The sequence below is a fragment of the Halorubrum amylolyticum genome (assembly GCF_004114995.1).
Classification (GTDB): domain Archaea; phylum Halobacteriota; class Halobacteria; order Halobacteriales; family Haloferacaceae; genus Halorubrum; species Halorubrum amylolyticum.
Map to the genome: position 1 here is coordinate 47,358 of NZ_SDJP01000010.1, position 12,374 is coordinate 59,731.

Below are 12,374 nucleotides of genomic sequence, written 5' to 3' on the forward strand. Positions count from 1 at the left end.
CACAAGGGGAGCGGCGAGTGGCGCCACGGGAGGTGCGGCGAGTGGCGCCACAAGAGGTTTACCCGTCGCGGGAGCAGATGGCACCGATGCCCTCCGACGACGGCGAGACGGAGTACTCCGTCTTCGACGACGAACAGACCGACGACCGAGACCGCGCGACCGACGATCGGGAGCGACCGGGCGGCGACCGGGATCGCACGACGGGCGATCGGTCCACCGGGACCGACGACCACCACGACTCGATCGCCGCCGGCGACGGCCACGGCTGCCCGAAGTGCGGCGGCGAGGAGACCGAGACGGACGAGATCGCCACGAGCGGCACCGGCCTCACCAAGCTGTTCGACGTGCAAAACCGCCGGTTCACGGTGGTCTCGTGCGCCGACTGCGGCTACTCGGAGCTGTACAAGGGGCGGTCGTCCGGCGACGCGATCGACTTCTTCATCGGGTGAGATAGCCGGGCGCGGCGCGGACGTTCGGTTCCCTCCCCTCCCGCCCCGCCAATGGCGACCGATTTATGTCGGCAGAGGGAAACACTTCGACCGCGCATGGTCTCCCTCCGTTCACCCTCCACGCTCCCGATCGTCGGCGTCCTCGTCGACGGTAAAACGTACAGACACCTGTTGTACCTCCTGCTCGCGGTCCCGGTCGGGTTCATCTACTCGACGCTGTTCTCGTTCGGATTCCTGTTCGGGGTCGTGTTCTCCGTGGTGCTCGTCGGGCTCGTCCTCCTCGTGGCGACGCTTCTCGGGGCCCGGATCGCCGCCGGCTTCGAACGCTGGCTCGCCAACCGGCTGTTGGGAACGGACCTCGACCGGTACGACGACGTGCCAGCCGACGCGGGCGGCGCGGTCGCGAACGTCAGGAAGTACGTCGACGCGGCGTCGACGTGGCGGGGCGTCGGCTTCCTCTCGCTGAAGTTCTTCGTCACCGTCCTCGCGTTCGTCCCCCTGTTCGCGCTCGCGAACGGGCTCCCGCTCGTCGTCGCCCCGCTGCGGTATCCCTACGTGGTCAACTTCGGCGAATCCAACGGGGAGCCGGTGACGTGGGCGATCGAGACGCTCCCCGAGGCGCTGCTCGCGGTCCCGGTCGGAATCGTCGGGGTGCTCGCGGCGCTCCATATCACGAACCTCGTCGCGTACGTCTGCCGGCGGATGGCGACCGCGCTGCTCGGAGAGCCGACGGCGGACGACGGGGCGTCGAAGAATTCCGCGGGGACCGGCGGCCCGGCGCCTACCGACTCGGCGCTCGCTGCCGGGTCGGCTCCTACCGACCCGGCATCTGCTCACGACGAACCGGAAGACGACGAACCGGAAGACGACGAACCGGAAGACGAGGCGCCGACAGGCGCCGAATCCGTGGCCCCTGAAGCTGACGAGTTCATCCCGGCGGACGCCGTCGATCCGGAGTCGGACGACGGCTCGGATCGAGGCGAAGACCGCTCCTGATCCGGCATCGGGTCCCGGCGACTCCCCGCCCCCGGTGCGCTTATTCTCGTGCGACCGTCAGAGCCGGTATGGCTCCGACGCTCGTCGCCGCCGCCGTCGGCGCGTTGCTGGCGGCGGCCCTGCTCGGCGGCGCGTTCGACCGACGCGCGGTCGCGGTCGTCGTCGCGGCCGCGGTCGCTCCCGACCTCGACGCGGCCGCGAGCCTCGTCGTTCCGGGCGCGACGAACGCGCTCTTCCACGCCCTCTGGCTCCCGCTGCTCGCGGGGGCCGCGCTCTACTGGGACACCACTGCGGGCGGCGAGTCTCGGCTCTGACCCGATCCGGTTGATACCGTACTGTATAGCGTCTCTACTGTGTGTCTGAGAACAGCCGATATAACGGAGGTGTCGGAATGGACTCGCGGGGGTCCCGTGAGTGGAACGAACGGGACCACACGAGGGAACGAGACGAACGAAGTGAGTCGAGTGGACTCGCGGGGATTTGAACCCCGGGCCTTCCCCGTGCCAGGGGGATGATCTACCACTGATCTACGAGCCCTCGTACGCATCCATTCGTTCCCCGCTGGATATATTAAGGCCTTCGACTCGCCGACACCGGCGACACCGACTCCCACACGGCCTCAGATCCGCGCGGAATCGACGTACACGTCGAGGTCCACGTCGCGCGTCGAGTCCTCCAGGTCGCGCACGGCGCGCTCGACGACGCGCTCGGCCTCGCCTCTGATCAGGGGGATCGCCTTCTTCAGCACCCAGTCGAAGGAGACGAGCGTCGGGAGATCGAGCGTGTCAGAGCTGGCAGAGCCGGGGTCGAACTCGACTTCGAGCGCGACCTCGCAGGGGTGATCGGTCGGGTCAGTCGGGTCAGTCGGGTCGGTCGAGTCGGCCGGGCCGGCCGGGTCGGCTGGATCGGTGTCGCCGTCGGCGGTCGGGTCTCCGTCTGCCTCCGCCGGCGTCACCCGCCAACACCCGCCGGCGTCGATGTCCTTCGTGATCTCCCAGTCGATCCGCTCGGGCGGCTCGACGCCGGTCACGCGCGAGTGGGCCGTGTAGGTGATCTTCCACCACGCGAACGTCAGCGCGTAGCGGGTGTTCGGTCCGCCTTCCCCTTCCAGCGTTCGCACCTCTCGGAGGTACTCCGAGTAGTCGGCGTACCGCGGGAAGTCGAGCAGGAACGCGTACACGTCCTCGGGGTCGGCGTACACCTCCGTGCTCACGACGAGTTCGTCCACGGAGGGGGGTTCGGCCGGCGCCTATTAAGCGGTCCGACGACCGGACGCGAGGTACGTCTCCCCGGCGCAATCGCCCGTCGACGGTGACCGGCGCGGACCTGACGATCGCGTTGGCGGTCGGCGAGGACGCCGCCCGCGAGCGCCACGCCGACTCAGTCGTCGCTCGACGCCTGTCCGGTCGCGTCGGAGGCCGAACCGGGGACGGCGGCAGCGGGCTCCGGCAGCTCATCGCGCACGTCGGCGCCCGTGCCCTCGGAGATGATCTCGGCGTAGGCGTCGGGGAAGACGCGGACGAAGTCGTCGATCGCGGCCGTCCAGTCGTCGAGCAGCTCGGCCGCGCGGTCGCTGTCGGTGTAGGCGTGGTGGTTCTCGACGAGCCGGCGGAGCATGCGCTCGTCGGACTCCTCAAGGGCCTCCGAGACCGATACCATCTCGCGGTTCACGCGGTCGTCGAGCCGGTCGTCCGGGTCGTACACGTAGGCGACCCCGCCGGACATCCCGGCCGCGAAGTTCCGCCCGGTGTCGCCGAGCACGGCGACGGCGCCGCCGGTCATGTACTCACAGCCGTGGTCGCCGACGCCCTCGACGACCGCCGTCACGCCGGAGTTGCGGACGCCGAAGCGCTCGCCGGCGACGCCGTTGACGTAGACCTCGCCCGCGGTGGCGCCGTACAGCCCGACGTTGCCGGCGACGACGTTCTCGGCGGGGTCGTAGCCGGCCTCCTCGGGCGTGTCGATCACGATCCGACCGCCGGAGAGCCCCTTGCCGACGTAGTCGTTGGCGGCGCCGGACAGCTCCATGGTGATGCCGGACGCGAGGAACGCCCCGAAGCTCTGGCCCGCGTAGCCGTCGAACCGGCAGGTGACGGTGTCGTCCGGGAGGCCGTCGCCACCGTGCTCGGAGACGACGCGGTTCGAGAGGGCGGCGCCGACCGCGCGGTCGACGTTCTCCACGTCGCGGGTGAGCGCGACGGGCGCGCCGTCCTCGATCGCCGGGCTCGCCTCCTCGATGAGGTCCCAGTCGAGCAGCTCGTCGATGCCGGGGTGGTCCTGCTCGCGGGTCTTCGTCCGGGCGTCGCCCGCGGGCTCGGCGATGACCGCCGACAGGTCGAGGTGTTTGGCCTTCTCGTGGTCCGTCTCGCGCTGGGAGAGGAGCTCGGGCCGCCCGATGAACTCCTCGACCTCCGTGTAGCCGAGCTCGGCCATGATCTCCCGGAGCTCCTGCGCGATGAACGTCATGTAGTTGATGACGTGGTCCGGCTGGCCGGGGAAGCGCTGACGGAGGTCCTCGCGCTGGGTGGCGACGCCGACCGGGCAGGTGTTCTCGTGGCACTGCCGGGCCATCACGCAGCCCGAGGTGACGAGCGACGCGGTGCCGAACACGTACTCCTCGGCGCCGAGCGCGGCGGCGACCGCCACGTCGCGGCCGGTCTTGAGCCCGCCGTCCGCGGTGACGCGGATGCGGTCCCGCAGGCCGGTCGCGCGGAGCATCTGGTTCGCCTCGGCGAGCCCCAGCTCCCACGGGAGCCCCGCGTTCTTGATCGACGTCTTCGGCGACGCGCCGGTCCCGCCGTCGTGGCCGGAGACGTGGACCACGTCGGCGTTCGCCTTCGCGACGCCCGCCGCGATGGTGCCGATGCCGGCCTCGGAGACCAGCTTCACGTTGACGTCCGCGTCGGGACTCGCGGCCTTCAGGTCGAAGATCAGCTGTTTGAGGTCCTCGATCGAATAGATGTCGTGTTGCGGCGGCGGCGAGATGAGCCCGACGCCGGGGGTGGAACACCGGACGTGCGCGATCATCTCGTTGACCTTCTTCCCGGGGAGGTGACCGCCCTCGCCGGGCTTCGATCCCTGCGCCATCTTGATCTGCAGCTCGTCGGCGCTCGCGAGGTACTCGGAGGTGACGCCGAACCGTCCGGAGGCGACCTGCTTGACGCTACACTCTTTCTCGGTGTCGAACCGCTCCGGGGGCTCGCCGCCCTCGCCCGTGTTCGACTTCGCGCCGAGCCGGTTCATCGCTATCGCGTTGTTCTCGTGGGCCTCCGGCGAGATGCTCCCGAGGCTCATCGCGGCCGTCGAGAAGCGCTCCACGATCGACTCGACCGGCTCGACCTCCTCGACCGGGACCGGATCGCGGTCGGATTCGAACGAAAGGAGCCCGCGGAGCGTCTGGAGCTCCTCGGACTGATCGTTGACCAGCTCCGCGAACTCTTGGTACTGCTCGTAGTCGCCGCCGCGAACCGCCTGCTGGAGCGTCCCGACCGTCTGGGGGTTCCAGCCGTGCTTCACGCCCGACGAGCGGTGTTCGTACTCGCCGATCGTCTCCAGTTCGGGGTCCGCGCCGAACGCCATCGCGTGGCGCGTCCGGAGGTCATCTTCGATCTCCGCGATCCCGATCCCCTCGGTGCGGATCTCGGTCCCCTCAAAGTACTCGGCGACGAGGGACGACGAGAGCCCGACCGCCTCGAAGATCTGGGCGCCCTGGTACGACTCCATCGTCGAGATACCCATCTTCGCCATCGTCTTGAGGAGGCCGTCCTCCAGCGCGTGGCGGTAGGCGGCGAGCGCCTCGTCCTCGTCGGCGCCGTCGGGGCCGGCGACCACGTCGGCGATGGAGGCGTACGCGAGGTACGGGTCGATCGCGTCCGCGCCGTAGCCGACCAGCGTCGCGACGTGGTGGACCTCGTGCGGCTCGCCGGACTCGACGACGAGCCCCGCGCGGTTCCGCAGGCCGTTGCGGACGAGGTGGTGGTGGACCGCGCCGGTCGCGAGCAGGCTCGGCACCGCGAGCCGGTCCGGGCCGACCGCCCGGTCGGAGAGCACCACGGCGTCGGCCCCGTCCCGGATGGCGGTCGCGGCGTCCTCGCGGACGCGGCTCACGGCGTCGACCAGCGAGCCGTCGCGGTCGTACGTCACGTCGACGGTCACGGAGGTGAACGACGGGGCGTCCCCCGCCTCACCGTCTCCCGCTCCCGGCGCGCGCTCGCCCGGCCCCGGGAGTTCGCGCAGCGCGGCGGTCTCGGCGTCAGTGAGGATCGCGGTGTCGGAGACGATCTGCTCGGCGTGTTCGGGCGTCTCGTCCAGCAGGTTCCGCTGGTTCCCGATCCGGGTCTCCAGCGAGGTGACGAGCTCCTCCCGGATGTAGTCGATCGGCGGGTTCGACACCTGCGCGAACAGCTGCTTGAAGTAGGTGAACAGCGGGCGATCCACATCGGCGAGCACCGACAGCGGGGTGTCGTCGCCCATCGACCCGACCGGGTCCTTCCCGTCCGTCGCCATCGGTTCGACGAGGTGGTCCAGCGAGTCGGTGGTGTAGCCGAAGGCGGCCTGATGGGCGCGCACGGTCGGCTCCGTGTCGGCGTCGTCGGCGGCGCCGTCGGAGCCCCCGTCGGCGTCGTCGCCCGAGTCGATCCTCGCGGCCACCGCGTCTTCCTCGATGATGTCGTCGAGGTCGACCTGCCGCTCGGCGACCCACTCGCCGTACTTCTCGTCGGTGAGGTCATCGAACACCTCGTCGTCCGGGACGATCCGTCCCTCTTCGGGGTCGGCGACGAAGATCTCGCCGGGCTGGAGCCGGCCGCGACGCGTCACGTCCGCCGGCTCGGTCGGGAGCGCGCCGACCTCGCTGCCGACGACCAACCGGTTCTCGTCGGTCACCTCGTACCGGCAGGGACGGAGCCCGTTGCGGTCCAAGACGCCGGCGACGCGGTCGCCGTCGAAGCCGATGACGAGGGCGGGACCGTCCCACGGCTCGACGAGCGAGGCGTGGTAGTCGTAGAAGTCCGCGCGGGCCTGCTCCATCAGGTCGTCGTCGCGGAACGCCTCCGGGATCAGCATCCGGAGGGTGTGCGGGAGGTCGCGGCCCACCTGCAGGAGGAGTTCGACCGCGTTGTCGACGCTCGCGGTGTCGGACTGGTTCGGGTCGTCGATCACCGGCTTGATCGTGTCGAGCTCCGCGCCGAACGCCGGGTGTTCGAGGTCGTTCTCGCGGGCGCGCATCCAGTTGACGTTCCCCCGGATCGTGTTGAACTCGCCGTTGTGGACGATGTTGCGGTACGGGTGCGCGAGGTGCCACGCGCCGAGCGTGTTCGTCGAGAAGCGCGCGTGAACCAGGGCGACGTGGCTCGCGAACCGCTCGTCGGTCAGGTCCGGGAAGTAGCCGGCGAGCTGCGAGCCCTTGAGGAGGCCCTTGTACACGACGCGCTGACGGTCGAGCGAGCAGACGTAGAACCGCCCCGCGCCGTCGACCTCGGACACCGCATTCTCGATCTCGCGGCGCGCGGCGTACAGCGCGCGGTCGAAGCCGAGGATCTTGGGGTCAGAATCGTCGGGGCGCGTCTCCTCGCTGGTGAACCGCTCGGCGAGGCCGGCGCCCTCGACCGGCGCGACGAACAGCTGGGAGACCTCCGGCTCGGAGTCGAGCGCGGTCGCGCCCAGGTCCGCGTTGTCCGTCGGGACCGAGCGCCACTCCAGCACCTCCAGTCCGTACACGGAGAACACCTCCGCGATGACGTCGTGGATCTCGGCCTGCACGCTCGGTTCGGTCGGCATGAACACGGAGCCGACGGCGTACTCCTCGGGCAGGTCGGCGTCGACGACCTCGCGGAAGAAGTCGTCCGGGCGCGCGACCATGATGCCGGCGCCGTCGCCGGTGTCCTCCTCGGCGCCCGTCGTCCCGCGGTGTTCGAGGTTCTCGAGCAGTTCGACGGCGTCGGCGACCGTCTCGTGGCTCGGATCGTTGTCGAGGTCGACGATGCCGCCGATCCCACAGTTCGAACGCTCGTCCGTTACCGCCGCAAGCCCCCCACCGTGGCCCGGGAGATCCCGCTCTGATACCTCCCGGGTGTTACTACGTGGCTCGGTCATGGTACACACTCTAGATCCGTCGCTTAAAGGTATGACCCTGATAGGGGTAGGAACCATCGTACACACATTAGGGAATATAAGGTAATTATTCATCAGGAGTGTGTACCAATGACGTAATCGCTGTTCGATCAGAATAGATCCGAATCTGAGTAAACAATACGGTCATCAACGGAATCGTTCGAGACGTAATCCGTCGAATTCGGAGAGTAACTTACCGATCGTCAACTCGGCGGATGAGGACGCAGGCGGAACGCCGGATCACCCTCGTCCCGCGGTCACTCGCTCAGTGGAGTAAACGTCCCGTTGATGTCCCACTCGTGGATGCAGTAGATGTCGCCGGGCTCGTCGTCGATCCGCCATCCGTCGGCGTCGTCGTCCCACCGTTCCTCGCGGCCGCACAGCTCGCATTTGCGCGCTCGCGGCGGGGTGATCGTGACGCTCATGGGACAACGAAGGGGACGGTCCAGCAAAAGGATACCGCCGGCCCGAACCGATCCGGAACGCTGAAGCAGCCCGAAACCGCTCCGGTATCGCTCCGACATCGCTCCGGTATCCCCGCCGCAGACCGCGGTTCACCCCTTCCGCTGTCGACGAGCGGCGACCGAGAGCGTCAGGGCGAGCGCCGCCAGCGACTGGATCGGACCGAGTCCGGGGATATCGTCGGCCGTCGCCCGGATCGGCGCGTTCTCGTAGGTCGGCGTGGCTCGGTCCGTCCCGGCGTCGCCGGAACCGGCGTCGGAGCCCCCGTTCTCCGACGCGCCGTCCGTTCCGCGTTCCTCGGCCGGATCAACGCCCTCGCCGCTCCCGTCGTCGGAGCGCGCACCGCCAGCGGCGGCGTCGATCGAGCGGCTGGACCCGCCGCGGGGCGGTCCCCCTTCGGCGGCGACCGGGGCCGACACGGCGACCGGGTCGTTCATCGAGGAGGCCCGCCGTTCGGCGCTCGGCCGGACGCCGAAACCGATCCCGCGCGCGGAATCGGCTCCCGTCCCGTCTCCCCGGGACTCTGAAGGGCCGCCCGTACCTGGGTCTCCCGGCGAGCCGTCCGCACTTCCGGCGGCCCCCGCGCCCCGTGCGCCACCGCTGGCGCCACCACCGCCGCCACCACCGCCCGTGCCCCGTGCGCCCTCCGACCCTTTCGTTCCGCCGCCGCCGCCACCGCCGCCACCGCCGCCACCGCCGCCACCGCCGCCACCGACGGCGCCGCTTCCGCCGCCGACGGTCTCCCCGGCAGCACCGTCGTCGGTGGCATCGTCGACGGCGGCGAACGTCACCGCGTCGGTCGCGCCGTGATCGTTCCGCGAACCGCCGGCGGCCTCGCGGAGCCGGTCGTCGACCACGCGGAACTCCGCGGTGAACTCCGTTCCGTCGGCCGGCGTCTCGTCGGTCGCGAGCGCATCCTCGCCGTCGGCGACGACGTAGAGGCCTCCCTCGTCGACGTGTACGGCGGAGTCGGGCGGCATGTCGCCCGACACGTCGCTGTCCGTGCGTTCCCCGTCGTCCGCCGCCGGCCGGACGCCGAACTCCAGCCCGTCGAGCCGGGCGAGATCGGCACCGGTCTCGATCGTCGCGTCGCGCGCCGCCGGCAGCCCCGTCAGGCCGGAGGCGTTCACCGCGTAGACAACGGTGTCGCTCGCTTCGACGCGCTCCGACCGCGTGAGCGCGCCGCTCTCGACCGCGTCCCGAACCGCGGCGGCACTTCCGAGTTCGGTGCGGTCCGTTCTGTCCCCCGTGTAGGTGGTGAGACCGGTCGTCGAGCGCCGGTCCAGCGTCGCGGTCGCGGTGGCCCGCTTCGTGGTCGATCCCCGCTCCGAGCGGACCGCGATCTCGTAGACCCCCGGCGGGAGCGTCTCGTTCGGGACCGACGTCGTGACCGACTCGACCGTCGCCCCCGATCCCGCCGTGATGACCGTGTCGTTCGACGAGCCACCCGCCGCCGCGTACGTGTTGAACTCGACCGCCGTTTCTCCGTCTCCGAGCGTCGCGAGATCTGCGGTTGCGACTGTTGTATCTGTGTTTAAATCTTTGACAATAATATCTGCATCTGGTATATTGTGGTCTATCTCATATGACAGAACATCACCGGTCTCTGTCTTATTAGTCTGTTTCGTGAGATTTAGGAACTGATCTTGAATACTTACGACCTTGAATTCATATTTAGATTCATCTGAACTATCAAATGTATATTTCCCTGTTTGAAATTTTGTTGTATTAAATCCAATATAAGAGGTGTTCTCTGGACGATATCCTATATTGTGTGTGATGTATCTTCCGTTACTACTTATTCGATAGATTTTTGGCTCATTTACTCCCGACAAAGAATCATTCACTTTCAATACAGAACCTGCATAAACCCGATCGAGTTGACTAAGATCTTCAGTTTGGTTAATTAGAATAGATGTATTCCAACCTTTTTCTATAATTTCTGAAATAGTAATTTCTGCGGTGTCAGATACACCACCGTTCACAAATTTATTTTCTAAGTCTGAATTCGGAAGGTTATAAACATCTGTTAAATTTGGTGTGTCGCCTTTAGAGTGGTTCCTAGCAAGTTGTATCTTTGCTGCAAATTCATTACTATGCCAAATTGTAGATGCTTCACCGTCTTCATTTCTAACGCTTATATTAACAGTTTCATGAGATCCCGTTAATACATTAGAATACCCATATACAGATTCATGTATGACTCTATTATTTGATGTTATTGGATGCACTGTGACGATATACGGAGTATCTTTTCCACGTTTATCAAGAAGATCGGTTTTATTGAGCGATATATTTGATTTAATTGGAGATGTATGTTTTTGGTTGTCAAACTTAACTGTCCCCGAATACACATGAGTGGTATCACTAGCAGTAGCTGATTCAATTACTGACTCAGGTACTTCGTCAAATCTGTCATCATTTATATATCGATCAATGTCAATATATTTATTCGGTATTACGTGTATTCTGCTTTTTCCACCAATAACTGAGGATCTAACAGAGAGATTTTGACGACCATTTATTGATGTAGCTGTCTGTGTTTTATATCCAGTTAGTTGTGTGCTATTCTCTCCCTCTGTCACAATAATTGTAGCGTTTACATTTGACACAAACTTTCGTATGGTTATTGCAGATCTTGTCATAGTATCACTACCAATATGAGTTGAAAGTGTAGCTTGATCTGGCACTCTTATAATTCCCCCTACAATTTTGAATGGCGAAGATTCTATTATCCTATTTTCTGATTTTAATTCTGAAAAATTCTCTCTAGAATCAGATTCTGTAGTCGCAAGTTCGTATCTCACTTGAGAAGATGGCTTCGAATTGGTGGTTTCTAATCTACTGAATTCGATATAGTTTATAAATGTTTTATTTAGTGAATTTGTTTGGCTTATATCAAGTACAAATACTCTTTGGCCCTCATATGATATTCTACTGATTTCAGATACTGTTCCATTAGATACGTTATAGCCACTTATAACCGTAGATGATGTCTTGACTCCGGAATTTTCTATCTGTGTAAGACTAATATACAACTTTATACTGGATGATGTTTTATGTTTTATTGTTATATTTCTTATTCTATTTTTATTCTCATCTGGGAACATATTCTCAGTATCTCCTGCATCAATTATCTTGGGAGTACTTGTGTCATTAGTCCCAGACTCTGCTGTCCCGATCCCGATCCCGACGATAGACAGACAGGCCAGCAGGAGCGCTAGCGTACAGATCGCCGCACACCGGGGCGTAATTCTCCGAAGCATTGGTATCTACGGCCGAGAGAGCCGCGGCTATCGGACTCTCACGTCGCCGACCGTGACATCACGAGTCCCGACCGCGGTCTCGCACCGTCAGGTGTTCGCACTCGGTTCGATCTCTTATAAATGAGTTACGGAGATCAAAGCTTCTCAACACGGAAACGATCGGCGTGACGGGCGTCCAGTCCGGCGATCGGTCGCGCTGATCCCGATCGGGATATCCGGCGGCTCAGACCGGCTATCCCTGAAAAGGTGCACCGTGTGTTCGACCGTCAGTGTTCGACGCGTTCCATCATGGACAACAGCGGCTCGGCGGCGTCGACGGCGGTCGGGTGCATCCCGACGAGAGCGATCACGTCCTCTCGGTGCGGTACCGCCCCGACGTACAGGTACGCCGGAACGTCCTCCGCGGCGCCGCTCCCCTCGTTGCCGGCTCCGCTCTCGGCCTCGGTCTCCACGGTCGTTTCGAGCACCGAGATCTCCGCGTTCTCGCCGAGGACGGCGCGAGTCCTCGTCCCTCGGTTCTCGGCGTTGCCCGTGCCGATTTCGGCGTTGTTCCCGCCGATTCCCCGCCGGTTGAGCTGCGTCAACAGCCGACGGGCCATCTCCGTGTCGTCCGCGCGAACGAGGGGGTTCACCGACTGGCCGGCCACCGACGCGTCCGGCGTGCTCGCCACGAACAGCACCGATCCGTCGTCGGGGCTCTCGTAACCCGCCGCCCACGTGGTGGCGGACACCTGCGCGTTCACGCCGACCACGTCGAACTCCTGTTCGAGGGTGAACGACTCCGGGGCTTTCCCTTCGTACCCCGCTTCGGACGCGGCGGCCGGCGGGACGTGAGCCGGTTCGGCGTCGAACTCGTAGCTTCCGTTCTCGGTCCCGGTACATCCGGCGACCGCGGTCGATGCCGATACGGCGACCGCCGCGAGCAGTTCGCGCCTGTGCATACCGGTCCGTACGCCGCCGGAACGGTAAGCGTACCGCCGCGGGACGCGATCGCCGGATCTCGGTCGCAAGCGCCGATCGGCGGTCGCAAGCGCCGCTCGACCGACTGCGACTGGTCCGCGATAGGAGACCCCCCCCCCCTCGCCGGTCG

Annotated in this window: 7 protein-coding genes, 1 tRNA gene and 1 pseudogene; 3 read left to right on the forward strand and 6 right to left on the reverse strand. The window is 65.0% G+C overall.

Going from position 1 to position 12,374, the window contains the following annotated elements; translation table 11 throughout:
- Positions 1-86: 86 nt before the first annotated feature.
- The 3 genes and pseudogenes from ESO89_RS09245 to ESO89_RS09255 form a co-directional block, all read left to right on the forward strand.
- On the forward strand, positions 87-449 hold the full coding sequence (locus ESO89_RS09245; protein WP_128905241.1) for a zinc ribbon domain-containing protein: 363 nt from the start codon (positions 87-89) through the stop codon (positions 447-449).
- A gap of 96 nt (positions 450-545) precedes the next feature.
- Positions 546-1,445, forward strand: a complete 900-nt coding sequence (locus ESO89_RS09250) for a sensor domain-containing protein (protein ID WP_128905242.1) — start codon at positions 546-548, stop codon at positions 1,443-1,445.
- A 68-nt stretch (positions 1,446-1,513) separates the two neighbouring features.
- Positions 1,514-1,756, forward strand: a pseudogene (locus ESO89_RS09255) (hypothetical protein); the annotation flags it as partial.
- Positions 1,757-1,910: 154 nt separating this feature from the next.
- On the opposite strand, the gene ESO89_RS09260 reads toward ESO89_RS09255, so the two are convergent.
- The 6 genes from ESO89_RS09260 to ESO89_RS09280 all read right to left on the reverse strand — a co-directional run bounded on the left by ESO89_RS09260 (position 1,911) and on the right by ESO89_RS09280 (position 12,225).
- Positions 1,911-1,982: transfer RNA gene (locus ESO89_RS09260), tRNA-Ala, on the reverse strand.
- Positions 1,983-2,064: 82 nt separating this feature from the next.
- Positions 2,065-2,673, reverse strand: a complete 609-nt coding sequence (locus ESO89_RS09265) for an SRPBCC family protein (protein ID WP_128905243.1) — start codon at positions 2,671-2,673, stop codon at positions 2,065-2,067.
- A gap of 152 nt (positions 2,674-2,825) precedes the next feature.
- Positions 2,826-7,538: a glutamate synthase large subunit gene (gene gltB, locus ESO89_RS09270; protein WP_128905244.1), complete on the reverse strand. Its 4,713-nt coding sequence runs from the start codon at positions 7,536-7,538 to the stop codon at positions 2,826-2,828.
- A gap of 275 nt (positions 7,539-7,813) precedes the next feature.
- Positions 7,814-7,981, reverse strand: coding sequence for an HEWD family protein (locus tag ESO89_RS18525; RefSeq protein WP_164932771.1), 168 nt, complete (start codon positions 7,979-7,981; stop codon positions 7,814-7,816).
- Between the two features lie 129 nt (positions 7,982-8,110).
- Positions 8,111-11,128, reverse strand: a complete 3,018-nt coding sequence (locus tag ESO89_RS18985) for a hypothetical protein (protein ID WP_241686181.1) — start codon at positions 11,126-11,128, stop codon at positions 8,111-8,113.
- Between the two features lie 422 nt (positions 11,129-11,550).
- Positions 11,551-12,225, reverse strand: coding sequence for a DUF6517 family protein (locus ESO89_RS09280; RefSeq protein ID WP_128905245.1), 675 nt, complete (start codon positions 12,223-12,225; stop codon positions 11,551-11,553).
- Between the last annotated feature and the right edge of the window lie 149 nt (positions 12,226-12,374).